The 24379-nt window shown below is 47.0% G+C and carries 22 protein-coding genes; 2 read left to right on the top strand and 20 right to left on the bottom strand.

The features are described 5' to 3' along the window. Window positions 1–9 precede the first annotated feature (9 nt). From BLCOC_RS10540 to BLCOC_RS10530, 3 genes are all read right to left on the bottom strand, one after another. Complete coding sequence (locus BLCOC_RS10540) at window positions 10–414, bottom strand: SHOCT-like domain-containing protein (protein WP_115625268.1); 405 nt, start codon at window positions 412–414, stop codon at window positions 10–12. Between the two features lie 25 nt (window positions 415–439). Beyond that, window positions 440–796, bottom strand: a complete 357-nt coding sequence (locus BLCOC_RS10535; protein ID WP_018594956.1) for a DUF2089 domain-containing protein — start codon at window positions 794–796, stop codon at window positions 440–442. Between the two features lie 204 nt (window positions 797–1000). Next, window positions 1001–2095 carry a slipin family protein gene (locus tag BLCOC_RS10530; RefSeq protein ID WP_115625267.1) on the bottom strand — a complete coding sequence of 365 codons (1095 nt, stop codon included), beginning with the start codon at window positions 2093–2095 and terminating at the stop codon, window positions 1001–1003. A 723-nt stretch (window positions 2096–2818) separates the two neighbouring features. Between BLCOC_RS10530 and BLCOC_RS10525 the strand changes: the two genes are divergently transcribed. Together BLCOC_RS10525 and BLCOC_RS10520 are read left to right on the top strand one after the other, a co-directional pair. Next, the gene (locus BLCOC_RS10525) at window positions 2819–4081 is read left to right on the top strand and encodes a WYL domain-containing protein (RefSeq protein ID WP_115625265.1); all 1263 of its coding nucleotides are present in this window, start codon (window positions 2819–2821) and stop codon (window positions 4079–4081) included. A 30-nt stretch (window positions 4082–4111) separates the two neighbouring features. Then, entirely contained in the window at window positions 4112–5101 is a 990-nt protein-coding gene (locus tag BLCOC_RS10520) for a WYL domain-containing protein (protein ID WP_115625264.1), read from the top strand. A gap of 2 nt (window positions 5102–5103) precedes the next feature. Here BLCOC_RS10520 and BLCOC_RS10515 read toward each other — a convergent pair whose 3' ends face one another. The 17 genes from BLCOC_RS10515 to BLCOC_RS10435 all read right to left on the bottom strand — a co-directional run bounded on the left by BLCOC_RS10515 (window position 5104) and on the right by BLCOC_RS10435 (window position 24353). Further along, a complete protein-coding gene (locus BLCOC_RS10515) occupies window positions 5104–5982 on the bottom strand; it encodes a helix-turn-helix domain-containing protein (protein ID WP_115625263.1) in 879 nt (292 codons plus the stop codon). A 160-nt stretch (window positions 5983–6142) separates the two neighbouring features. Then, on the bottom strand, window positions 6143–6577 hold the full coding sequence (locus tag BLCOC_RS10510) for an RrF2 family transcriptional regulator (protein ID WP_029469627.1): 435 nt from the start codon (window positions 6575–6577) through the stop codon (window positions 6143–6145). A gap of 66 nt (window positions 6578–6643) precedes the next feature. Further along, window positions 6644–7951: an O-acetylhomoserine aminocarboxypropyltransferase/cysteine synthase family protein gene (locus BLCOC_RS10505; RefSeq protein ID WP_115625262.1), complete on the bottom strand. Its 1308-nt coding sequence runs from the start codon at window positions 7949–7951 to the stop codon at window positions 6644–6646. A gap of 109 nt (window positions 7952–8060) precedes the next feature. Next, a complete protein-coding gene (cysK, locus tag BLCOC_RS10500; protein WP_018594965.1) occupies window positions 8061–8999 on the bottom strand; it encodes a cysteine synthase A in 939 nt (312 codons plus the stop codon). 281 nt (window positions 9000–9280) lie between these two features. Continuing rightward, window positions 9281–11155: a carbohydrate-binding domain-containing protein gene (locus BLCOC_RS10495; RefSeq protein WP_115625260.1), complete on the bottom strand. Its 1875-nt coding sequence runs from the start codon at window positions 11153–11155 to the stop codon at window positions 9281–9283. Between the two features lie 5 nt (window positions 11156–11160). Further along, the gene (locus BLCOC_RS10490; protein ID WP_115625259.1) at window positions 11161–11850 is read right to left on the bottom strand and encodes a DUF4956 domain-containing protein; all 690 of its coding nucleotides are present in this window, start codon (window positions 11848–11850) and stop codon (window positions 11161–11163) included. Further along, window positions 11843–12628 (bottom strand): polyphosphate polymerase domain-containing protein, encoded by a 786-nt coding sequence (locus BLCOC_RS10485; RefSeq protein WP_330412229.1) that lies wholly within the window; start codon window positions 12626–12628, stop codon window positions 11843–11845. Before BLCOC_RS10485 ends, BLCOC_RS10490 begins: the two co-directional genes overlap by 8 nt. 132 nt (window positions 12629–12760) lie before the next feature. Then, entirely contained in the window at window positions 12761–14170 is a 1410-nt protein-coding gene (locus BLCOC_RS10480) for a sensor histidine kinase (protein WP_115625258.1), read from the bottom strand. Between the two features lie 16 nt (window positions 14171–14186). Continuing rightward, on the bottom strand, window positions 14187–14861 hold the full coding sequence (locus tag BLCOC_RS10475; RefSeq protein WP_115625257.1) for a response regulator transcription factor: 675 nt from the start codon (window positions 14859–14861) through the stop codon (window positions 14187–14189). 150 nt (window positions 14862–15011) lie between these two features. Continuing rightward, window positions 15012–15677 (bottom strand): hypothetical protein, encoded by a 666-nt coding sequence (locus tag BLCOC_RS10470; RefSeq protein ID WP_115625256.1) that lies wholly within the window; start codon window positions 15675–15677, stop codon window positions 15012–15014. Window positions 15678–15714: 37 nt separating this feature from the next. Then, entirely contained in the window at window positions 15715–16755 is a 1041-nt protein-coding gene (locus BLCOC_RS10465) for a CapA family protein (protein ID WP_115625255.1), read from the bottom strand. A 769-nt stretch (window positions 16756–17524) separates the two neighbouring features. Beyond that, window positions 17525–18787, bottom strand: coding sequence for a uracil permease (uraA, locus tag BLCOC_RS10460; RefSeq protein WP_029469638.1), 1263 nt, complete (start codon window positions 18785–18787; stop codon window positions 17525–17527). 153 nt (window positions 18788–18940) lie between these two features. Then, entirely contained in the window at window positions 18941–20356 is a 1416-nt protein-coding gene (gene uxaC, locus BLCOC_RS10455) for a glucuronate isomerase (protein WP_115625588.1), read from the bottom strand. 68 nt (window positions 20357–20424) lie between these two features. Further along, on the bottom strand, window positions 20425–21732 hold the full coding sequence (locus BLCOC_RS10450) for a TRAP transporter large permease (protein WP_018594976.1): 1308 nt from the start codon (window positions 21730–21732) through the stop codon (window positions 20425–20427). A 23-nt stretch (window positions 21733–21755) separates the two neighbouring features. Further along, window positions 21756–22259 carry a TRAP transporter small permease gene (locus tag BLCOC_RS10445; protein WP_018594977.1) on the bottom strand — a complete coding sequence of 168 codons (504 nt, stop codon included), beginning with the start codon at window positions 22257–22259 and terminating at the stop codon, window positions 21756–21758. Next, complete coding sequence (locus BLCOC_RS10440) at window positions 22260–23282, bottom strand: TRAP transporter substrate-binding protein (protein WP_115625587.1); 1023 nt, start codon at window positions 23280–23282, stop codon at window positions 22260–22262. It lies immediately after the preceding gene. A 69-nt stretch (window positions 23283–23351) separates the two neighbouring features. Further along, complete coding sequence (locus tag BLCOC_RS10435; protein WP_115625254.1) at window positions 23352–24353, bottom strand: LacI family DNA-binding transcriptional regulator; 1002 nt, start codon at window positions 24351–24353, stop codon at window positions 23352–23354. Between the last annotated feature and the right edge of the window lie 26 nt (window positions 24354–24379).

Below are 24379 nucleotides of genomic sequence, written 5' to 3'. Positions count from 1 at the left end.
CTCCCCTGATCATCCTATGTAAATCTTGACAATATCACCATTCTTAGACTCTACATTCACGATATCGCCCATTGCCTCTGCGTCCAGACAGTCTATCACGGTATCCAGTATTTCGGTGAGATCCACGCCCTGCATATTCTCACTGACAATTGGGAGTTTGCCTGTGACCTTCAGGATCTGGCGGATGGCTGTCACCGGAAGCTGCACATTCACCTTGTCTCCTTCGCTGCTGTCAACTATGATACGCACCATTCTTTTGTCATAATCCATATTGACCGGCTCTGAATTTGCCACTTCATAGGATGGGACTTCTGCTTCCTTCAGCGGAGCCAGGGCTGCGAGAAGTTCTGAAGCCTGCTCTGCCGTAATTTTGCCTTCCTCCAGCATTTTTAATATTCTCAACTGTTCTTCCATGATATTCTCCTTTTATTCTGATATTTTATTTCATTTGTTCCAAAGCTTCCTCCGGGGTAATTTCTCCCCTCTCCAGGGCATCCAGTATTTCCTTTTTCTTATTGCCAGAAACCGGAGCCGGTTTACAGCCCAATTTCTCAATCACCTCGTCCAGGCGGGAACGGACGGTGGGATAAGAAATTTTCAGTTCTTTTTCCACTTCTTTAATATTGCCCCGGCAGCTTATGAATGTTTCAATGAAAAAAAGCTCCTGTTCGGACAGGTAATCAAATTTGTTCAGATGAAAATCATTTTCGATGACCGTATCGCACTTGTCACATTTTAATTTGATCACTTTAAGCTGACCTCCGCAGACGGGACACTGACTGATCACTTTATACATTTGTTTTCCTCCTTATGTTTTATATCATATACCTCTCCTCTATATATGTCAATATAAATATTCACATTTTTAATTATTATATTAATTATTTTAATATTTATATTCATTATTTTAATTTCATCTATTATTATCTTTAAAAATCACCGGAATTTCGCTCTCCTGCACCTCCTGCCTCTCCTCTGCCTCCCGCAGGCAAGCCGGGTCTCAGTGGACCAGCTCCGCAAGCTGCTCCAGCACACCCCGGCCGCCGCCAAGAGTGATGGTTCCCACTTTGTCACATATTTTTTCCAGATACTCCATTTCCTTTAACTTATACAGAGTCTGGTTTTCCTCCATCAGCCGTGCTGTGTTCAGCAGACTTCTTGTGGAAGCAACCTCCTCCCTTCTCATGATGACATTGGCCTGCGCCTTCTTCTCTGCAGCCAGAACAGAATTCATAATATCCCTTATCTCCCCCGGAAGAATAATATCCTTGATACCTGCACTTAAAATTTCCATGCAGTACCTATTTTGCTCCTCCTGAAGCTTTCTGAAGATATATTCCCCAATCTCATCTTTCTGGGCCAGCAGTTCATCAAGCCGGAACCGTCCGATGTAATCTCTTATGGTAAGCTGGGCAAAGGTGTACAGAAGCTTTCCCACCTCATCCGTGATCCCTGCCAGACGCTCCGGCTCTGTTATCCGGTAATTGACTGTCACATTCAGACGCACAGATACCTTATCCGCAGTGAGAATCTCCTGTCCGCCTATTTCCAACTGCTGGATCTTCAAATTATATATCCTGCAGGTTACCTCTTTTCCATAGTTCCAGAAAAAATGTGTGCCCTGATCCAGCCTTTTTTCAAACCGGTTGTCAAAGTAAAGCAGACCTGCCTCCCCCTCTTTGATCACTATCTTCTTATAATATTTTACCGGTAATAAGTCTATGTACATTCTGGGCAGGGTTTCCTGCATATATGGATCTGTAATATCAATGATCCGGAAGGTATTCTCCTGAAATACATTCCAGTAGTAAGTTTCCGGTTTGACAACCACATCCTGAAACGCCTGGTTCACAAAATGAAGGGCTATACTGGTGTCCGGAAGCTGAACCTTCACCACACGGCCGGAAAATGCTTCCTGCTGCATCAGGATCTCACAGGGAATCCCACAGTTGTCCACCTCTCCTGTCATAGGCACCGTGAGCACCTCATACCCAAGAAACCTGGGATACTGGTATTTACCCGCTGTGAGGAGTTTTATAAACCTTCCGTTTTTCATCAGATATCCACATTCTTGTTCTCTAATAATATATTTCATCTCTTCTACCTCTTTTCATTTTTTCATTTTTCTAACTGTTCTGCGTCCTAATAACCACCTGTTTTTTCTGTCTCTGAAAAGAAAAAGCCCCGCTTTATCCTAAGGAAGCGGTCCCTCCCTTCAGTCTTTTTTCCCGTACCGGCAGGCCGCACAAGAATCCTGCGTCTGGCTGTACGTTCCGAAAAACGGTATCCGGGAAGGCTCAGGCTGCGTTTGGACTGCCGCAAACGGCCAAAGCCGGGACAATTTCTTTTCTCTTGTCATGAATTTTCGTTTGATTGCTATACCAGCTTAGCTACATGTTTTACCATGGCGGGAATCGAACCCGCGACAAATCATGTCTCATTCCTTTCCGGCATACCTCTCCGCTGCTGCGGCGGCACCGCCAAGGCTCCTGTCCGGAAAACCTTGTGCTTATGGAAAACTGGAAGTTTATGTATCTGTGATACACTGTTATCGTACTGGAAATTTACGGAAGAATCATTTAAAAAAAGTTGCGAAGTTGATTTTACAGGCTGTAAATAGTAAAATAAATAGTAACTATTCAGTAGGTCTGCGCATTTACTGCGCTGACCGTAAGAAAACATTCAGCAGCCCTGCAAAAATCCCATCGCCAAAGGCGATTCTGCCTGAATTTTTGCACGTAACTGTGAGGGTACTGAACAGTTACAATAAACGGTAAGAATATCGAACTATCACAAAAATACACCCAGGAGGTGAACCATGTCAGAATTTCAGGAGCTGATCAAGAATTTTGAAAGGATCCGGGACTATATGCGCCAGTTTTTCGTATACGGCTTTAAAGTCCGGGGAGATTATAAAGGAAAAAGTGCCCGCACCTATGACAATGAGAGAAGGCGCATAGAAAGTTTTCTGACCGGTTACACCAGTGCGGAATATACATCCAAGGGCAAAAAGGTATACATCAATATGGACAGCAAAACCATACCGGAAAATCCCCTTTACGCAGCCTGGAAATCCAAAAGCTTTACAGACAAGGATATCATGCTTCACTTTTTCCTGCCTGACCTGCTAAAAGACAACCTAAGGGGACTTACAAGCAGTGAAGCGGCAGAACAAATATCCCTTATCTATCAGACAGCCTTTGACAGCCAGACTGTCCGGCTGAAGCTGAGAGAATACGAAAGACTGGGAATTTTCACTTCCGTAAAAAAAGGTAGAGAGCTTCGCTATTTTTTCAGACCGCCGCTGCCCATGGAAGACGCTTCCCACGTAAAGCTCTGGAATCATCTGATGCAGGCCGTTTCCTTCTATCAGGGCGCGTCTCCCTTTGGCATTGTGGGAAGCACACTGCTTGACAGGGAAGAAAAACAAAACCGGTTCTTCCAGTATAAACACCAGTTTCTTGTACATACACTGGAAGACCAGGTTCTCATGGACATTCTATCTGCCATACATCAAAAAAAAGCTGTTTCCTTTAAAAACAACAGCCACCGAAGCGGACTCACCGTCACTTTACAGGGTGTCCCCCTGAAAATCTTTGTCAGCACACGCACTGGGCGCCGCTATCTGTGCCTGTATCTCACATCAAGACAGCGCTTTCAAAATGTGCGCCTTGACAGCCTGTCAGAGATCAAGCTTCTGGAGCCTTTTTCCGGGTATGAAAAATTGCAGGAAAAGCTTGAGAAGCATCTGCCCCACTGTTTCGGTGTCTCTTTTGGAGGCCGCCGCCGTATGGAGGAGATCCATATGGAATTATACATCAACGAAGAAAAAGAGGGCTATGTGCTGGACCGCCTGTCCAGAGAAAGGCGCGGCGGCAGTATCCAAAGGATTGCTAAAAACAGATATCTGTACAGCGGATATTTTTATGATACAAATGAAATGCTGTCATGGATCAAGACATTTACAGGCAGAGTTCTCCATATCCGGGGGAACATCCCCGCCTCCGTCCAAAAAGTCACAACGGACTGGGAACGCATGTATCAGATGTACTGCACCGGAGATGATCCGGACGAGTATTGACAAAAAACGTTTATAGGAGAATCATTTAAAATGAAAGAAACTCATTTTGATACATTCGATAAGATTTACAGTTGTTATTACAGAGTCGTAAAGAAAATCTTAGAGGAGGCGTCCGTTCATCCTGTCACCAGAAAGGATATGGAGGCCATTGCTTCCGCATATGGATATGGTGAGAGCGCTCTCACCATTGTTCCGAAGCTTCTTGACAGGGATTGGGACCTGCTGCGCACAGAAGACGGTAAACACTTTTTCTCAAAAGTAATTCCCTGCAAGGTTCCCCTTACAGATCTGCAGCGCTCCTGGCTGAAAGCGCTTTTGGCTGACCGGCGGATACAATGTTTTCTCTCAAAAGAAGAGCTGGAGGAGGCAGCCCATTCCCTGAAGGATACAGAACCTCTTTTCAGACAGGAGGATTTTCACTATTTTGACCGCTGTCTGGACGGGGACGACTACAATTCCCCTGCATACCGAAAACATTTCCGCACGATCCTTGAGGCGCTGGAAAATGGGCTTGTTCTGCAGATATCCTATCGGGGAAAGCACGGGGTTTCCGTCCGGTACGAGGCCGCTCCCTACCAGCTTCAATACTCGGAAAAAGATGACAAATTCCGCCTCTGCTGTCTGAAAAAGAAAGGCGGGTGTTATTCCCTCAATACTACATTGAATCTGAATAAAATAGATGACTGCAGACTCACCTCCGTAAAGGTTCCTGATACCGCCCTGCATCTGCGGTTTTCTCCCATACAAAAATCCAGAGAACCCGTTCTTTTGGAAATCAGCAAAGAACGGAATTCTCTGGAACGTTGTATGCTTCATTTTGCCAATTATGAAAAGCACACAGAATATGATGACAAACGCGACGTCTATTACTGCAGCATTTATTATGACCTGGCAGATGAAACAGAACTTCTCATAGATGTTTTATCCTTCGGACCTGTGATCCGGGTGCTTGGCCCGGCTTCTTTTCTCTCCCAGATACGGCGAAGAGTAAAGCGCCAGCATGAGATGCTTGTCAGGTGACGTCAAATTTTTCTTACCGGCAGCAGTTCCGCATACCCTCTGTTTCCTACCGGTTCAAGCTGTATGCGCGGATTTTCCGTATCCCAGCAGCAGCCAAGTATGGCCGGATCGTATTTTTCGATAGCCTGCTGCACTTCTATAATAGCCTGGCAGTAATCCTCCTCCCGGAAAGGCTCTCCCTGAAACATCAGATATTTTGCCGCGGGAAGATCAATACACTCAAATCCCTCCGGCAGCGGCTCTTTAAAGTCTTTGGCCACCTCCACACCCTGCACATATTTTGATGTGCCCGGGGTGCGGTATGATTCCGGAAGCCAAAGACATACCGGCTCACCACTGATGGATTTTATGCTGGAGAGGATTCCCCATACATCACAGCCCACTTCCTGGCAATACTGGAAATAATCCTCCGCTTCAATACCTCTTTTCAATATCACTTTTCTGGATGGTCTGTCAGTCATCTGTACAAATACACTTTTTACAGTTTCCATTTCTTCCGGCTCCTTTCGCAGACTTCTATATTTTACACCATAGGGGATAAACAGAAGCAGAGGCCCCGGTCTGACTGCGTACTCCTTGGGATTACAGCCGAATTCCCGGAAAAAAGCCCGCTGATAACCGTCCACACTGCCAAATCCCATGTCCAGTGCCGCATCGATTATCCTGCATTTCTCATCCCGCAGGCGAAGCGCGGACCTGGACAGCCGCAGACGGCGGATGTAATCTGCCGGAGTAAGATTGGTATACTCCTTAAACAGCCGGTAGGAATACCACGGGGAGTACAGGGATACCTCCGAAAGCTTTGCCAGCGTGATGTTTTCATTCAAATGCTGTTCAATGTAATCCTGCATTCTCTGGACAGCCAGAATCTGCTCTGTCATTTCTGTCACCTCCTGTCATCTATGATCATACCGGATTTTCCGCTCCTGCTTCTCGACTTTTCTTGCCAACCGGAAAAACAATGAAAAACAGCCGCAAAGCCTGTCAAATCTCCCGGGAGATCAGACGGCTTCCGCGGCTTTTAACCACATCTGAATATGACTATATAATGTAATTCAGGGAACACTGTTTCTGCCATTCCACCAGATCGGCCAGTGTGTATTTATCCACCACGCTCTTAATGGCATTGTCCAGTTCCTGCCAGAGAACAAGGGTAGGGCAGGCTTCTGCACGCGGACACTGGTTCGTCTCCCCTTCCAGACATTCCACAGGTGCCAGGCTGCCTTCTGTCAGGCGAAGGATAGACCCCACCGTATACTCCTCCGGCTTCCTGGACAGGCGGTAGCCGCCCTGAGGACCGCGGATACTTTTCACATATCCGGCGCGGGCCAGAATGGAGACGATCTGCTCCAGATATTTTGTGGAGATTTCCTGCCTTGACGCAATTTCTTTTACTCTCACCGGGCCGCCCTCATCATGTATGGCTATGTCCAGCATCATGCGCAGAGCATAGCGCCCTTTTGTTGATATTTTCATGGTTACCTCCAGATATTCCTTACTTTCCGAAGGCAGATACTGTCCCTTATATTGTCCCCGTGTCCGTCAGGATACCGCACCAAATGCCTCCTCCAGATCCTGAAGGATATCACCTATATTTTCAGTGCCTATGGACAGGCGGACCGTGTTGGGCCTGATCCCCTGCTCTGCAAGTTCTGCTTCGGTGAGCTGGGCATGTGTGGTGGAAGCCGGATGGATGACCAGCGACTTCACATCAGCCACATTTGCAAGCAGGGAGAATAATTCCAAATTGTCGATAAAATCCTTCGTCTTTTGGGCATCACCCTTTACCTCAAATGTGAATATGGAACCGCCCCCATTTGGGAAATACTTTTTATACAGTCTCTGCTGTTCGGGATCTGTGCTGACAGATGGGTGATGAACCTCCTCCACCAGCGGATGCTTCTGTAAATATTCTACCACTTTCAGCGCATTCTGTACATGGCGTTCTACCCGCAGGGAAAGAGTTTCCAATCCCTGCAGAAACAAAAATGCATGGAAGGGTGACAGGGTTGCTCCTGTATCACGCAGTAAAATGGCTCTGATCTTCGTCACAAACGCTGCCGGACCAACTGCTTTTGTGAAACTGACGCCGTGATAGCTGGGGTTTGGCTCTGTGAGGGAAAAAAACTTGCCGGATGCCTCCCAGTCGAATTTACCGCTGTCCACGATCACGCCGCCCAATGCTGTGCCATGGCCTCCGATGAATTTTGTGGCGGAATGTACCACAATATCAGCACCAAATTCGATTGGCCGCACCAGAAAAGGTGTTGCAAATGTATTGTCAACTACAAGAGGAATGTTATGGGCATGGGCAATCTGTGCAATGGCCTCAATATCCACTACCTCTGAACGGGGATTTCCGAGAGTTTCGATAAAAACAGCTTTTGTATTCTCCTGTATGGCACTCTCCACTTCTTCTTTGTTGAAGATGTCCACAAATGTGGTTTCAATTCCATAATCGGGCAGTGTGTGCTCCAGCAGATTATAGGAACCTCCATAAATATTTTTTGCGGAGACAATATGGTCTCCCTGTTTAGCCAGGTTCTGGAATGTGTAGGATATGGCCGCTGCTCCCGATGCCACAGCCAGTGCCGCCACACCTCCCTCCAGCGCTGCAATCCTCTGTTCAAAAATATCCTGAGTAGGATTCGTCAGCCTGCCGTAAATATTTCCTGCATTTGACAGGTCAAAACGTGCAGCCGCATGTGCGCAGTCATCAAATACATAGGAGGAAGAGGCATAGATAGGCACTGCCCTTGCGCCTGTCGCCGGATCCGGAGCCTCCTGGCCCACATGAAGCTGTAAAGTCTCGAATTTGAAGTTCCTGTCTTTTCTCTCTGTTTTTTTCATAGTTGTCACCCTCACCTTTTCTGATATTTTCGCAGTTATTCCGTCATCTGAATGGCTGCATATTTGCTTATATTTTCTTATGTTTTCAAGTATCTGCGCATATATATTACTAATTCTGGAATAATTGCGTGGAGTAATATCGGTCCCCGCTGTCCGGCAGAAGCACTACGATATTCTTTCCCGCATATTCTTCTCTCTTAGCCAGTTCCATAGCCGCGAAGACAGCCGCACCGGATGAAATTCCCACCAGTATCCCCTCTTTTTTTGCAATCTTCTTTGCGGTTTCAATTGCCGCGTCATTATCCACCCGGATGATCTCATCATATATCTCCGTATTCAGTACAGCGGGGATAAATCCTGCGCCTATGCCCTGAATCTTATGGGGTCCCGGCCTGCCTCCTGAGAGGACTGCCGAATCTGTGGGTTCCACTGCCACCACCTTAATATTTGGATTTTGTGATTTTAAATACTCTCCTGTTCCTGTGATGGTTCCGCCTGTTCCCACACCTGCCACAAAGACGTCTACACTGCCCTGTGTGTCATTCCAGATTTCCGGTCCTGTAGTCTTTCTGTGCATTTCGGGATTGGACACATTGTCAAACTGTCCCGGAATAAAGCTGCCGGGGATTTTTTTGCTGAGCTCTTCCGCTTTTGCGATGGCTCCGTTCATCCCTTTACTTCCTTCTGTCAGCACCAGCTCCGCGCCATATGCCTTCAGTATATTCCTGCGCTCCACACTCATGGTCTCCGGCATTGTGAGTATCAGGCGGTATCCCCTGGCTGCTGCCATAGAGGCAAGACCTATTCCGGTATTGCCGGAGGTTGGTTCTATGAGTACCGTACCCGGCCCGATCAGCCCCTGCTTCTCAGCAGTGTCCAGCATATTCTTTGCTATTCTGTCTTTCACACTGCCTGCGGGATTTAAATATTCCAGCTTTGCCAGAATCGCCGCACCCAGTCCCTCCTCTTTTTCCATATTCTGCATTTCCATCAGAGGGGTACTTCCTACCAGCTCTGCTGCACTTTTATAGATATGATCTCTGTCCATTATTTTCCCCTTTCATATATTTCCTATCAACTTAATAGGAATTATAACTGCATTTATTTCTCCTGTCAAGAAAAAAATTCCATATTGCCCGATTTTTTGTAACAGTTCAGCCTTCCACTGTCCCGCGAGGTGTTGCCTTGCATTTGCAAGGCGATCCCGAGGCAGCCACGCGCCAGACTGCAGTTTTTGCAGTCTGTGTGCATGCTTTTGTTGCTATGAAGCGAAAGGCTGAATAGTAACGATTTTTTTCGGATGCAATATGGAATCTTGTTTCTTTCCGGTTAAACCGATCCGGTATCTCCGTCTGGTGCTTCCCCGCCCGGCATCTCTCCATCCGGCGGTTCCATTCCTTCTGGCAGTTCTCCGTCAGGCGGGTCCATTCCTTCCGGCAGTTCTCCGTCAGGCGGCTCCATTCCTTCCGGCACTTCTCCATCCGGCGGTTCCATTCCTTCCGGCACTTCTGTATCTCCATCGGAAGTTCCGGATTTCCGGCTGCCCGGTCCATTTCCTTTCATACCGCCTCCCATTTTTCCCATAGCTCCCACAGAACCGTTAGAAGTGACAACAGATTCCAGAGTAAGCTCGTCACTCTCATTCCCCGCAGTGAGGGTATATGTCTCCCCTTCTTTCATTTTGGGGCAGCTTATCAGCACAGAAGAATATTTTTTCTCAGGCGTCCAGCTTAACAGCTCATTCCCATCTGCATCTTTTAGTGTGACAGCAGACAGTTCCTCCTGGGTTTCCGTAAGATTCTGCAGAATGGAACACTGTGTGGAGGATTCGCTGAATCCCTGGGCCATACCGGAACTTCCCACAGCGATGATGGTGCCGCCTGTTATATCTGCTCCTCCGTTATAATCAAGGGCACCGTCCCCATCAGACACCGGCCCGTTCACATAGACGGTTCCCCCTGATATAAACAGGCTTCCATTAGAGTCAAGACCGTCACCCTCTGCGTCTGCGTTTAAGGTCCCCCCTGTTATCTTGATGTAGAGTTCCGTATCATTCCCCATACTGCTGTCACCTTTTCCACCGGGGACATCCGCCTCCTCCTCTTCTGTCTTTGCTCTTGCCGCATTAACCGCGTCATCGCTGGCCGTCAGGCTGATTTCACCGCCATTTACCACAACCCTGCGCCCTTCCAATCCTTCATAGCAGGAATTCACATTGATCATACCATCATTTACAACCACATCCAAATCCGCATGAAAAGCGTCATCACCTGACTCCACTGTAAAATCACCGCCATCCAGAACAATACTGCCGCTTGCGTGGAGCGCGTCATCCTCCGTCTTGATAACAAAAGTGCCGCCAGCTACATAAATATTTCCCTTCACAGACTCATCCTCATTCTCTGACTTCATTCCCTTTCCCTTTGCTGTGAGATTGAAGGTGCCATCCAGGATTTTTATGCAGTCCTTTCCTGTCAGACAATGTTTTTCTGCGCTCACTGTGATCTCACCGCCAGTAATGACCAGATCATTTTTTGATACGATGCCATGCTCATATGCGGCTGTCACCTCCAAAGCTCCGCTCCCATTCACTGTAAGGTCATCCTTTGAAAATACCACACCATCCACAGTATTATCATCCGTCTGTGTATATGTACAGCCTCCGCTCAGACTGTTCCGACTGTTTTCAGCCAAGGTGAGAAACACTTTGTCTGCATTTTTTACATATACCGCAGCACTCGTCTCACAGTGGATTTTTGCATTGTCAAAAACAATCTGCACTTTATCACTGTCCCCTGCGTCAACCACGATCTGCCCATCGCTGAGCGTGCCTGTAACATAATAAACGCCCTCACCGGTAATGGTAAGCGTGCTGCCGGAAACTTCTGTACCAGCGCCTTCCGCCTGAATAGAATCCCCGTCAAGAGTTATCACCACAGCCTCGTCTGTATCATATGCCCCCTCTTTATCCCGGTCTGTAAATTCCGAATCTATCTCAGATTCCGTCAGTTCCAGATTCTGATCCACGCCTTCTGTGCTGCCGGTTCCTTCCATCATACCGCCTCTGCCCCTGCTGCCAGAATCCGTCCCGGACACTGCCTCACTTGTTTTCTGACTGTCTGTCTGTTCGCTTCCGCATCCTTCCAGTGTTCCTGCCAGGATCAAGACCACTAAAAACACAGCCGCTATTTTCCTATTATACATATCTTTTACAGCTCCTCTCTTATAGCCGCAGCCCTGCTGCTGAGTATCTCCAGATTGCCGTTCCGGCAGCGCAGGCCATCTATCATCTTCTTCTCATCTTTCCGGTCTTTTAACACAACCCGGTATTCCAGACGGAACAGACTACCCATATTGGTGGTCTTCACCTGGATCAGTTCCCATCTCTTCAGATATTGTTCAAATATCTCGTCAAACACTTCTGTATAGTCCAGAGACTCCGGAATGGTAATGCGCAGCGACCGTTCCTCTGTGCGCTTCTCCCCAAAACTGCTGACTGTGAATATGGTATTTGCCGCACCGATCACCACTACAAAAAGCACTGCGATGCCAATATATCCCATACCTGCGGCAAGTCCCACTGCCATAGCCAGGAAAATACTGCTGATCTCCTTTGCCGTTCCCGGCACTGAGCGGAACCTGACCAGTGAAAACGCCCCCATCACCGCAACGCCTGTACCCAGATTCCCGTTGACCAGCATGATGACCATCTGCACGATCGCCGGCATCAGCGCCAGCGTCACAACAAATCCCTTGGTATAGGTATTGCGGTACATAAAAATCACTGCGATCATAATTCCCAGCACCAAAGATGCCGCCGTACAAGCCAGAAAAGCAGCCGGAGAAAATGTGGCTGTGGTCTCATTTACAAGGATTGACTGAAAGCAAAAATCAAGCATAATGTCTCCCTCCCTTCTCTTCCCTGTCCGGTATACACTGCAGCTGTCTCATTTCTGCCTTTTTACTGTCCTCTTTCCCCTTTTCCTCACTCTGCATCCGGTAAGCTCTGCCGTATTTTGAAAAAGAAATTGGATAGATGTGAAGCTGATCCAGAATCCCAGAGAGCCATACAGGCATGGCACCGGGGATTTTGATCTCCATGAGCTGCTGCCCTTCCTCCAGGATCTGTTGTCCCCAGGTTCCCTTTTTAAGATCCAGCTCCTGATCTCTGAACCGGATATTCCAGTCAAATGTCACCCTCAGCTCCGGTTCCTGAATGTCATAGGCAGCGATCCTGTCATAGGCTATGTACATGGCCGGTACGATATTTTTATAAAATTGCAAAAACCAGTCAATTTCCCGCAGGATCTGGGTGTCGACCCCTGGTTTTTCATGACGCAGAAGGTACCCCTCGGCCTCGGACAATACCATATTCTCCCGGCGCTTGTAAACGATCCCTTGATATTTTTTCTTCAGCTCCAAAAATACAGGCCCGTCCTTTACCACCTTCCCATAGCTGCGCAGCCGCAGCTTTTCCTTATAGACCGGCTTGTCTAATGATGCGCGGATAAGCTGAGCGTCCGGCGTATCAAAATAGATATTGCATATGGTGGTTGTCCCGTAATCGTCCGGCACAAGCCTTCCCCCTGTCTTTTTTATAAATTCATTATATTGGCTGTCGTCCAGCAGGTATTTTTTCTCATAACGCATAAATGTCATCTGATAACTGCCCATCATGTTCCTCCTTGGTTTTTTTATTTCTCCCCCAGTATAGCGCCTCAACCTTAAAGCAACTTAAAAAGACAGACAGCAATTTTTTCTGCTGTCTGCCATAAGTAAAAAATGCACTCCGCGTTTACGGAGCATCTGTTATTTTAATGATATATTCTTTTTTGTTATATTCTTTTTGTCATTTACCGGCATCCTTGCCGTAAAACAAATCTTTTTGTCTATTGCCCTGGCTGTGATCTTCCCTCTATGTGCCTTTACAACCGCTTGAGCCACGGATAATCCGATCCCATACCCACCAGTGTCCCTGGAGCGGGAGCTGTCTGCCCTGTAAAACCGGTCAAAAAGTTTGTTCAGATCTCCGTCGGGAATCTCCTCACAGTCATTGCAGACGGAAAGTTCCAGATTTCGTTCCTTCCTCTCCAGGGATACCTGAACACCTCCTCCCTCCGGGGCGTATTTGACCGCGTTGTCCATAAGAATGGTAACAAGCTGGCGGACGTTGGATTCACACCCGTTCATATGAATCCCCGCCGGTATCTGTTTCTGAACCTGTATATTTTTTGCCTGCGCCATGGGCGCAAAGGCCTCCACCGACTCCTTTACTGTCTCTGAGCAGGAAAAATCGGCAGTCTGAAGATGTTCCTGCATTTCTTCCAGCCTGGACAATGTGAGCAGATTTTTCACCAATTCTCCCAGACGCTCTGTCTGATTCCGTATACTCCTGGTCCACTCGCTCTCTCCCTGGCACATTTCAATCACCTCTGTGTCAGCGGAAATGATGGCGATAGGGGTTTTGATCTCATGCCCTGCGTCTGTAATGAACTGTCTCTGCTTCTCCATACTTTCTATCACAGGCCTGATGGCCCGTCGGGAGAGCACACTCACAAAAAACAGTACCAATACCAGGCAGAGTAAAGCTACGATCATAGATATCAGGGCAAAATTGCGGATAGACTGCAAGTCATTGCCGCAGTCCACAAATACCAATAGTGTCTGCCCGTCCTCTTTGACTGTCATCTGATATTTGTACTGTCCGCAGTATCCTTTCTCCCTGCCCTTTTCCAGCACTTCATTGGCAAAGGCTGCTGCCTCCTCCTCTGTGACTGCAGCCACATGGGATAGATCGATCTGCATCTGTGAGGCCTCTGCCTCCCCGGACTCAGCCAGTGCTTTCGGTATCACGGCAGAAAAATATCTCGTCTCAAAAGGTGTCTCTTCTGACATCCGGTAGCCAAATAATCCGCCCCTTCCACGTATCCCATTGCTTTCCTGGCCCGTGGGCGGCTCATCCGGATCTTTCCCTTCCGTGCCCTGGCTGTCCGCGTTCTTCGGCATTGTATTCTCTGCAAGTCCGGGAGGACGGTTTCCCTTGTTCCCCTGTTTTGGGAAACTTCCCTCATTTTCAATCAACATTTCCAGAAGAATATCGGATTTTCCGGTTATCTGATAAATATTCAGGCCGTTGATCCCCCCCACCACCAACAGCAGAACAGCCAGCAGGGAAACCATAGTTATCACAACAAACTTTCTCTGTAGTTTTTTTATCATATGCGCACCTTTCCGCTCAGGCTTTTTTCTCCAGCTTATAACCGATTCCCCTGGCCGCCTTGATCTCAACAGGTGCCTCCAGATTCTGCAGCCTTTTTCTCAGGTAAGAGAGATAGACCCACACCACGCTCACTTCTGCTTCTGCATCAAATCCCCAAATCTTCTCCATGAACTGTTCGGCTGACAGGAACTGATTGGAATTTCTCATGAGCATTTCCATCATCTGGAACTCCTTGTTCCCCAGGCGGAGCGACTGACTTTTATAAGCCAGCTCGAAATTCTCCCTGTTTAAGGTCAGTCCTTCAAAATCCAGCACATTTGCCGAGAACTCTGACTTTCTTCTGGTCATGGCCCTGATCCTGGCAAGCAGTTCCTTCATGGCAAATGGTTTCGGAAGATAATCATCCGCCCCCATGTCAAGGCCTGTGACCCGGTCTTCGATTTCCCCTTTTGCAGTGAGAAGCAGGATTGGTACCGTGCATCCCTGCTTTCTAAGCGCTTCCAATACTTCAAGTCCGCTCATCTTCGGCATCATAATATCCAGGATAATGCCATCATACTCAGCCGCCTGGGCCCAGTCATAGGCATCCGCCCCGTTGTAAACCACATCTATAGAATAATTGTTGTGCTTCAGCACCGCTGCCAGCGCGTTTGCCAGTTCCTTTTCGTCTTCTGCGAGCAGTAAACGCATGTTTTTTCCTCCGTCTGTGTAATAAGATAGTTTCTTATCATTTATCTTAACATAAAAACCTTAAAAGAAACTAAAAAATTCCCGGGCCGCAGATAATCTTCTGCAGACCCTGGGAAAGAACACGGCATATCTCACGCTATTCTCTTATCTTTATCCAATAGGCTCCTTCTCATCACCGTCACTGTAAATATGTACGGCATAATTCACACCATCCTCCACGTAATACTCTACTTCTACACTGAGTCCGGATTTTATGATGACAGGACAGTCTACAATTGCCATGCCTATATCATAATTGACCGCTCTGTCTTCGCCCTCACCCCCGTATGTCCTTCCGCCTATATTCTCTTCATCAATACTCATAGTATTGCCGTTCACATTCAGCACATATCCGGCAGTCTCATAGGTCTCTCTGCCGCCTGAAGGATCATAATGTCCTTCTTCGTCCGTGTACGCATCCAGGTTCTCGTCACCTTCGCCGGTATTCACCTGGCTGTCAGCCCCATTACTCACTTCTGGCTCCTCCTGGTTTTCAGCCTTATCCTGACCGCTATTTTCCTCTTTACCGGAAGCCTCCCGGCTGGCGGAATCCTCACTGCCCTCTGATGTATTTGTGTCTTCTGTCTTCTTATTTGGTTTTATAACCTTTGTCTCTTCCTCCTTTTTGTCCTTGTCATTTTTTACTGCCTTATCCTTCTTATCTGTGTCTTCCGTCTTTGTTTTCGTATCCTTGTCTTCGTTGCTGCTGCATCCTGCCAGAAGGCTTGCCGATAAGATCACTGCTGCAGCCATAGCCGCCAATTTTCCTGCTCTCATAATTTTTTCTCCTCGCTTATTTTTTTAGGGGTGGGTTTCATACATCCAATTCCGGCTGAAAATTGTTTTCTCCGGAATCGGATGATATCCTGCATGGAATCTGCTCCGGTTCCCAGGCCTTTGCAAGCTTTCCATCCAAAAACCCAAATGTCTGGCGGTATATCACGCCGTCCCAAACCTCAGGGTTCTTCTCTGCCCCATTACAAAATACTCCCAGGCTGTATATGATATAACTCCCCTCATATCTCTCTACCTGCTGTACATGGGATGGGTGATACCCCAGCACCAGATCTGCCCCCGCTTCAACGGCTCTGTGTGCCCACTCCTCCTGGCTTTTGCCGGGCTTTTCGGCCCCTTCTTTGCCCCAGTTCATACACACTACGATCATGTGTGCGCCTGCGCCCTCAGCCAGCTTTATATTTTTGATCAGCAGTGCCTGCATATCCATGGATCTGTCAAGCACATCAATGCCGATGAAGCCAATTTGAATCCCATTTATATTTTTAAAAGAGACACGGTCATTTCCGAATGCAGCAACTCCCGCTTCGTTCAATGCGATAGCTGTATCATAGTATCCGTCCTGTCCGTAGTCCTTTGTTCTGTCATTTGCCAGGTTCACCAGGTCGATAGAACCCTCTTTGAAAATTTCTGCGTATTCTTTCTGTCCCTTTATGGGATGTTTCCTGGCCGCTGCAGTCTCATCTGACATGTCACCGATAAAATTTGCAACATTTATATCAGCTTTCTCCAATTCTGTCTTTACATTCCGAAAAAAATATCCGGGGTCTTCTGCCCGTTCGTATGCCTCTAGAAAGCTTCCCTTTTCTCCCGTTCCCCGCTCATCACCAAAGATACAGGTCCCGACAGCTCCTATGGTCACCTTCGTCATCTTCGCCTCCAGCTCAATCTCTCGGGCCGCCTGTGCTTTTGATTCCCTCTTTGCAGATACTTTAGGCACAAATACCAGGAGGACCAGGAGCAGGACTGCCATCACAAGAACACCTGATAAAAGTATTTTTTTGACACGCCTGACCTGGCGGACACGTCTTATTTTGTTCCTTCTGATCTTTTTATCCATATTTACCCCTCTTTTACAGCAAATGGCCGGATTTGCTGTCCATGTTTGGTATTATATAGAAAAGATGTTACCAATATAAGCCATCTTCTTTTAAGTTTGAACGACTTTAATTGAACAAACCAATGACTATTTTTTTAATGAACTGACAAAGTTTGTGACTATTTTTGCATTTCTATGTACCATAAAAAATAAATTCTTAACATGTCATAAGTCAAATATGTCATTATTCTGCTTTTTTTCCGCTGTTTAAGCCCCATTACAGATGTAATCTATGACAAAGCATGTCACATGTGTGTAACATTCTGTTATACCATAGATTTCACCCCTATATTATCAGATAATAAGACGTTTTAATAGACAACTACGTCAACGTGACCCATACATGCTCAAACGTTTTCTGGATTCTAAAAATTGATGAAGCGATTTTTGACTATCACTTTACAAAAAGGACACCAAAAGGGTGGCGGATAACTTTTCCATAAGAAACTGGTCGAGGAAGTTCATCTAAGTGCAGCATATATCGGAATGAATCTTCAAACACACTCCAGAAGCCTCAGCAGATGAACTTCTCTCAGGAGTCATCAGCGCCAGCCATGAAGCAAGAATTTCAAAATATGCGGAACAAATGCACTCTCTTGATCACAAAAGCCAGAAGGTACTCCAAGAGATCATTGAAATATTTTTAAAAAACTATCAAAAATCATAACCGACAATTTAAGACCAGCATCGGTTTTCCAGGAAACCGATGCTGGTCTTTGCATTCTCTCTCTTATTCTTCTTCCAAATCATTGGTCAGTTTAAATCTGTCCAATACATAGAACAGCAGGCTTAACAGCATCCCCACTACACATGCCAAAACCATACCTTTTAATTCAATCTGTCCAAATCTGACAGAAATTCCCGACAGACCGGTTACAAATATTACAGAGGTCAATGCCAGATTTCTGGATCGTCCGTAATCCACACGGCCGTCTACCAGGATCCGGATACCGGATGTACCGATCATACCATACAGAAGGAAAGAAATCCCCCCGATGACCGGACCCGGTATGGTGCTGATAAGTGCTGAAAGTTTGCCTACAAAGGAGCAGACAATGGAGAGTACCGCAGCACCGCCGATCACGTATACACTATAAACCCTGGTCACAGCCATAACGCCAATATTCTCGCCGTATGTGGTAGTCGGCACAGAACCGATAAAACCGGAGATCATGGTAGAGAAGTTATCCGCAAAAAGGGAGCGGTGCAGTCCCGGATCCTTGATCAGATCCTTTCCCACGATCTTTCCTGTCACGATCTGATGCCCGATATGTTCTGAAGCGATGACCAGAATAACCGGCAGAATGATCAAGATTGCCTGCAGGTTAAATTTGGGCGCGGAAAAGTTAGGCATTGCAAAAATGGAGGCATTTGCCACCTCTGTAAAATCTACGATACCACAGAGAAGGGCTGCCGCATAACCTGCGATGATCGCGATCAAAATGGGGATCACCGACAGAAATTTACGGAATACAACCGACCCGATCACGGCAACACCCAGAGTCACCAAAAACACAATGGCATTTTTAGGATTCACAGCTTCATCCAGCATCCCCGCATTGCTGGCTGCCGTGCTTGACAGTTCCAGACCAATAAGTGCCACCACCGGTCCCATAGCCGCCGGGGGGAGCACGATATCGATCCAGTCAGAACCGAACTTATAAATAATGAATGACAGTATACAGCCCAAAAATCCCACTGCCACAAATCCGCCCAGCGCATAGGCATACCCAAACTTACTGATGACAATGCTGGCCGGAGCGATAAAGGCAAAACTGGATCCCAGATATGCCGGCGCCTTCCCCTTTGTTATCAATATAAAGAGCAGTGTTCCCACGCCGTTCATAAACAGAACCACTGCCGGATTGATACCAAACAAAAATGGTACCAGCACAGATGCGCCAAACATGGCAAACATATGCTGGATACTGAGTGGTATCAGAAGTTTGGGCGGAACTTTCTCTTCCACCTGGATAATTCTTCGATTTTCCACAATATTTCTCCTCTCTTACATCCTTTTCGGTTTATTTTAACACAACAGGCTGTAATCTGCCATACAAAAATCGACGTTTTTACATGAATGGCGCAATACTTGGCAAAAAGGCCTGCATGGAATTTTCATCCATGCAGGCCTTTCACCCAATCCCTATTTCATGTCCAATTCAAACCCGAAATAACGCACCGCATTATTATAGGAAATCCCTTTCACAATTCTTTCCAGCATCTTCATATCCTTCGGATACTCTCCGTTTTCTACCCAGTTGCCGATCAGCTCACAAAGTATCCTTCTGAAATACTCATGTCTCGGATAAGAAAGAAAACTTCTGGAATCTGTCAGCATACCGATAAAGTTACCGAGCAGCCCCAGGTTTGCCAGAGATGTCATCTGTTTTGTCATCCCTGTCTTATGGTCATTAAACCACCAGGCGGAACCCTGCTGGATCTTACCCACAGCGTCAGAATTCTGGAAACATCCCACAATGGTTCCAATGGCTTCATCGTCATTGGGGTTCAGACTGTAGAGAACTGTTTTCGGAAGATTTCCTTTCTGATCCAGGGCATTTAAGTAATCCGCGATCTGTCCTGACGGCGCGTAATTGTTGATGCAGTCATAGCCTGTATCCGGCCCCAATTTTGCAAACATGCCTGTATTATTGTCACGCTTGCAGCCATAGTGAAGCTGCATGGCCCATCCCATCTCTGCGTATTTTGCAGCCACAAAAAGCATGAACGCAGTTTTGAACTTTAACTCTTCTTCCCTAGTAACAGGCTCATCATTCAGACGTTTCTGGAAAATGGCCTCTATCTCCTCGTCTGTTGCCGGAACATACATTACAAATTCCAGTCCATGATCTGATGCACGGCATCCCATCTCATTGAAAAATGCCATTCTGGACTTCAGAGCTGCCTTCAGATCCTCAAAGGACTGAATGTCCATATCGGCTGCCGATGCCAATGTTTCCAGATACTGGCCGTAATCCGGTTTTTCCAGGTTCATAGCCTTGTCCGGTCTCCATGCAGGAAGCACCTGAACCGGGAAGCTGTCATCCTCTGCAAGGATCTTGTGCCATTTCAGGTCATCTGCCGGGTCATCTGTGGTACAGATAAGTGTCACATTAGACTGGAGAATCAGATTTCTTGCGCTCATGGAAGGCTCCTGAAGCTTTTCATTGCACAGATTCCATACTTCCTCCGCCGTGTCTTTGTTTAACACACCTGTATATCCAAAGTATCTCTGCAGTTCCAGATGACTCCAGTGGAACAGAGGGTTGCCGATGGCTTTTTCCAGTGTTTCCGCCCATTTCTGGAACTTCTCCCTGTCCGGTGCGTCTCCTGTGATATAGCGCTCCTCCACACCATTGGAACGCATCTGACGCCATTTGTAATGGTCGCCGCCAAGCCACACCTGTGTGATGTTCTCAAACTTTCTGTCCTCTGCGATCTCCTGCGGATTGATATGGCAGTGATAATCAAGGACCGGCACTTTGGCCGCAATATCATGATATAATTCCTGTGCCGTAGGGGTGCTTAAAAGAAAATCCTTGTCCATAAATTGTTTCATAAAAAACATTACCTCCTCTTTCTGCCGGACACCATTTTATGGGTACCTGCATTTATTTTTGCTTTATTTTATACATATCCCATCAGACTAGGCAGCCACAGACTGAGCTGTGGGATATAAGTTACCAGCATGAGCACAACGAAAATCGCTGCGAAATATATCAAAAGCTGTCTGAACACAGTCTCTATCTTGACATTTCCCACCTTAACACCAACAAACAGTGTAGTGCCCACAGGCGGCGTAATGGTTCCGATACAGAGATTGAAGATCAGCATGATACCAAAGTGGATGGGGTTCATGCCAAGTGCAGTACACACTGGAAGGAAAATAGGGGTAAAGATCAGGCAGGCAGGTGTCATATCCATAAAAGTACCTACGATCAGCAGGATCACATTGATCAGCAGGAAGATGACGATCTTATTGCTGCTGATGGCCAGCAGACCGTTGGATACGGCTGTGGGAATATTAGTAAATGCCATAACCCATGACATAATACTGGAAACACCGATCAGGAAAATAATAATGCCTGTCATCTCAGCGCTTTCCTTGAAAATCTTCGGCAGATCCTTCAGGCTGATGGATCGGTAAAAGAACAGTGACAATACCAGACTGTATACCACCGCCACCACGGACCCCTCTGTAGCGGTAAAGATACCGCCGATAATACCGCCAATCACAATAATGATAAGCAGCAGACACGGAAGAGCCTGCAGTATGATTTTCATGGCTTCTTTAAACGTAAATTTTGTTTTTGCGCGGTATCCCTTTTTCCTGGCGATGAAATAGATGACCAGCATACATGCCAGTCCCCATAAAATACCGGGTATGTAGCCGGCCATAAAAAGCGCTGCCACCGAAGTTCCGCCGCTGACCAAAGAAAAAGTGATCATAACATTGCTGGGCGGAATCAGAAGACCGGTAGGTGCTGTGGCAATGTTGGCTGCTGCGGAGAAGTTTGGATCATATCCCTCTTCCTTTTCAATGGGACCGATAATAGAGCCCATAGCGGACGCTGCCGCTGTACCGGAACCTGAAATGGCGCCAAAAAGCATGTTTGCAATTACATTTGTCTGGGCCAGCGCACCGGGGGCACGTCCTGTGATGAGCTTTGCCAGATTGATCAGACGGACCGCAATACCGCCCTTGTTCATAATATTACCGGCCAGGATAAAGAAGGGTATGGCCAACAGACTGAATACGGAAATACCGGAGAAAATCCTCTGCGCGCCTGTGAGGACCGCAACGTTTGTATCCATGATCGGCAGTATGGCACACACAGAAGAGATGCCCAGCGCAACCGCGATAGGTACACCTGCCAGCAGCATGATGACCAGCAGAACCAATATGATCAATCCTGAAACTAATGCTGTATTCATAATCGAAACTCCTTTTCCTCAGATTATTCTTTCACTTCCCGATGCTCCTGCTCACAGCCTTTACACAAATCCACAATATTTAATATGGAATACAGCACAATGAGCACGCCGGAAAGCGGTACGACCGTATAGATGATACCCATGGGGATTCCCAGGGAAGCTGTCTTCTGGGTCATTGTAAGGTTCATAATGGTAGCTCCGCCGTAAATCATAACACTTCCGGCCAGGAGCATGATCAGGATTTCAATCACGATCTCCAGAACTTTTCTCTTTGTTCCTGTTATTTTGTCAGCCAGAAATCCCATACGCATATGGTCTCTCTTGCCGAATACATAGGCTGAGGCAAGCAGCGCCATCCAGGTAAAACTGTAGGTCAGAAGTTCCTCAGAAACTGTGCTCGGGCTGTTGAAAAAGTAACGGATAACGATCTGGTACGTTCCGATACACACCATGAATGCAAAAATAACAGCACAGGCAGAGCTTAAAATCACATTGATCCCTTTTCTGAAAGAATGTAAGGCATTCATTTACTCTTCCCCCTTTGCGTATTTCTCGTTGATTTCCTGGATATGGTCATACAATTCCTGTATGTTCGGATTCTCATCCAGCATGTCCTGCTGTACGTTGGATACTTTGTCCTTAAAGGCCTGCACATCCACATCTATGAACTCCACGCCCATTTCATTTTCCGCAATATCCTTTGCCTCATCTACCTGCTTGTCCCACTCTGTCATCTCCACCTCGGTGGACAGAAGCGCAGCCTGTTCAAATACATCACGCTCTTCATCGCTGAGTCCGTTTAAAAATTTCAGGTTTCCGATCAGCATATCCGGCACCATCTGATGCTTGTTGTAGGAGTAGTATTTTGCCACCTCTCCGTGTTTGTTGTTTGTAAGGGCAAGCTCATTATTCTCAGCTCCGTCAATAACGCCCTGCTGAATGGCTGTGTAAACCTCACCAAAGCTCATGGGGGAAGCCGCCGCGCCGAAAGCCTTCACCATATTCACACTGGCAGGGCTTTGCTGCACACGGATTTTCAGGCCTTTTAGGTCCTCAGGTGTCTGGATCGGTTTTTTTGCGTAAAAGCTTCTGGTCCCGGCATTGTACCAGGTAAGCACGCGGAAACCCGCCTCATCCGTGGATGCATAGACCTGATTCATATAATCCGTATCACCCATAACCTCATGGTAGGCTTCCTCGGAAGTAAACAGGTATGGCATACTGAACACCTCATACACATCGGCAAATGTCTCCAGATTGGCAGTACCCGCCACAACAAAATCAATCGCTCCTGTCTGTGTCAGCTCAATCGCTTTCTGGGCTGAACCAAGTATTTCATTGGGGAATATCTGAACCTCGTATTTATCTCCCAGATTCTCCTCCACATATTCTTTAAATTTTAAAAGTCCCAAATGCTCCGGATGTGTCTCAGACTGTGCATGGGAAATCCTGACGATCCTCTTCTCACTTTTAATAGAAGAACAGCCGCCCAGTCCCAGGACTGTACTGACACATAAAGCAAATATAAAGGCTCTCTTTGATCCACTCATTATTCTTTTCCTTTCACTCTTTTCCTCTTCTTTCCGCTGAGATCTTAACATGCGGTTCCCTGTATCCTGTCAAAAATCTGTGGTGCACCGCTTTTCCAGACGGCACTGCACATATTTTCTGTGCTCCACAGACTCTCCTTTTAAGACCTCCATCAGGGAGTCAATTGTCATCTTGCATAACAGATCCCCTCTGCCGTCTATGGATGAAAGCTCCGGCTCACATCCAATGGACAGCTCTGAATTATTGTAACCTATAATACTGATATCCTGCGGCACAGACAACTTCTTTGCCCTGGCATACTTTACAGCGCCCACAGCCAGTCCGTCATCTGTTGCAATCACGCCGTCAAATTCCAGATCTTTTCTGGCCAGCAGAATATCCCGCACCAGATGGATCTCATTTTTAATATAGACCTTGCGTTCTCCCAGCACCGGAATGTCTGCTGCCTTTAGCGCATCCTCATATCCCTTCAGCTTGTGCATGGCACTGTATGAGTAGGAATCACTTAGAAAAAGTATCTGCTTTCTGCCGGAGGCGATCATAGCGGAGGCGGCATCATATACGGACTGGTAATCATCTGTGAGCATACAGTAGATGTTCTCCCCGTCGATGAAGCCGTTCATAATAAATACCGGGATCTCTTCGGAAGCTTTCTTAATATAAGTAATATCTTCTCCATACTCCTTGTCTCCCGCGTAGCAGGACCCTACAAGAAGCAGTGCGTCAATGCGCTTCTGCAGGATCATCTGCACAGAAATCTCCTTATCCTCCTGCTCGTACCCGCTGCAGTATAAGATGCAGTCATACCCATAATTTCTCAGGTTCTTTTCCAGATATGCCACAGCAGATGCCATATAATGATCTGAAACACTGGGACAGATGATCCCCACTGTCTTCATGGAGTTAAGGCTCATGCCTCTGGCAAATACATTTGGTATGTAGTCATTAGCCGCCATGACTGCCCGTACCTTCTCTTTTGTCTTTTCACTCACCTTGGGGCTGTCATTGACCACACGTGAGACGGTGGCAATGGAAACCCCTGCGAGTTTCGCGATATCGTATATATTCATAATTCCACTTTCCTTTCGCCGCGGAA

This window comes from Blautia coccoides (assembly GCF_034355335.1).
GTDB classification, from domain to species: Bacteria; Bacillota; Clostridia; order Lachnospirales; family Lachnospiraceae; genus Blautia; species Blautia producta.
This window is presented reverse-complemented; position numbering and strand designations above follow the sequence as displayed.

Excerpts from the sequence above, each read along its gene's own strand:
- BLCOC_RS10515 (WP_115625263.1), bottom strand. The coding sequence starts at position 5,982 with ATGACAGAGCAGATTCTGGCTGTCCAGAGAATGCAGGATTACATTGAA.
- BLCOC_RS10485 (WP_330412229.1), bottom strand. The coding sequence starts at position 12,628 with ATGATGGGCAGTTATCAGATGACATTTATGCGTTATGAGAAAAAATAC.
- BLCOC_RS10435 (WP_115625254.1), bottom strand. The coding sequence starts at position 24,353 with ATGAATATATACGATATCGCGAAACTCGCAGGGGTTTCCATTGCCACC.
- BLCOC_RS10510 (WP_029469627.1), bottom strand. The coding sequence starts at position 6,577 with ATGAAAATATCAACAAAAGGGCGCTATGCTCTGCGCATGATGCTGGAC.
- BLCOC_RS10495 (WP_115625260.1), bottom strand. The coding sequence starts at position 11,155 with ATGTATAATAGGAAAATAGCGGCTGTGTTTTTAGTGGTCTTGATCCTG.
- uxaC (WP_115625588.1), bottom strand. The coding sequence starts at position 20,356 with ATGAAACAATTTATGGACAAGGATTTTCTTTTAAGCACCCCTACGGCA.
- BLCOC_RS10470 (WP_115625256.1), bottom strand. The coding sequence starts at position 15,677 with ATGAGAGCAGGAAAATTGGCGGCTATGGCTGCAGCAGTGATCTTATCG.
- BLCOC_RS10520 (WP_115625264.1), top strand. The coding sequence starts at position 4,112 with ATGAAAGAAACTCATTTTGATACATTCGATAAGATTTACAGTTGTTAT.
- BLCOC_RS10540 (WP_115625268.1), bottom strand. The coding sequence starts at position 414 with ATGGAAGAACAGTTGAGAATATTAAAAATGCTGGAGGAAGGCAAAATT.
- BLCOC_RS10490 (WP_115625259.1), bottom strand. The coding sequence starts at position 11,850 with ATGCTTGATTTTTGCTTTCAGTCAATCCTTGTAAATGAGACCACAGCC.
- BLCOC_RS10535 (WP_018594956.1), bottom strand. The coding sequence starts at position 796 with ATGTATAAAGTGATCAGTCAGTGTCCCGTCTGCGGAGGTCAGCTTAAA.
- BLCOC_RS10465 (WP_115625255.1), bottom strand. The coding sequence starts at position 16,755 with ATGGATAAAAAGATCAGAAGGAACAAAATAAGACGTGTCCGCCAGGTC.
- cysK (WP_018594965.1), bottom strand. The coding sequence starts at position 8,999 with ATGGACAGAGATCATATCTATAAAAGTGCAGCAGAGCTGGTAGGAAGT.
- BLCOC_RS10505 (WP_115625262.1), bottom strand. The coding sequence starts at position 7,951 with ATGAAAAAAACAGAGAGAAAAGACAGGAACTTCAAATTCGAGACTTTA.
- BLCOC_RS10475 (WP_115625257.1), bottom strand. The coding sequence starts at position 14,861 with ATGCGTTTACTGCTCGCAGAAGACGAAAAGGAACTGGCAAACGCGCTG.
- BLCOC_RS10480 (WP_115625258.1), bottom strand. The coding sequence starts at position 14,170 with ATGATAAAAAAACTACAGAGAAAGTTTGTTGTGATAACTATGGTTTCC.
- BLCOC_RS10450 (WP_018594976.1), bottom strand. The coding sequence starts at position 21,732 with ATGAATACAGCATTAGTTTCAGGATTGATCATATTGGTTCTGCTGGTC.
- BLCOC_RS10445 (WP_018594977.1), bottom strand. The coding sequence starts at position 22,259 with ATGAATGCCTTACATTCTTTCAGAAAAGGGATCAATGTGATTTTAAGC.
- BLCOC_RS10530 (WP_115625267.1), bottom strand. The coding sequence starts at position 2,095 with ATGAAATATATTATTAGAGAACAAGAATGTGGATATCTGATGAAAAAC.
- BLCOC_RS10525 (WP_115625265.1), top strand. The coding sequence starts at position 2,819 with ATGTCAGAATTTCAGGAGCTGATCAAGAATTTTGAAAGGATCCGGGAC.
- BLCOC_RS10440 (WP_115625587.1), bottom strand. The coding sequence starts at position 23,282 with ATGAGTGGATCAAAGAGAGCCTTTATATTTGCTTTATGTGTCAGTACA.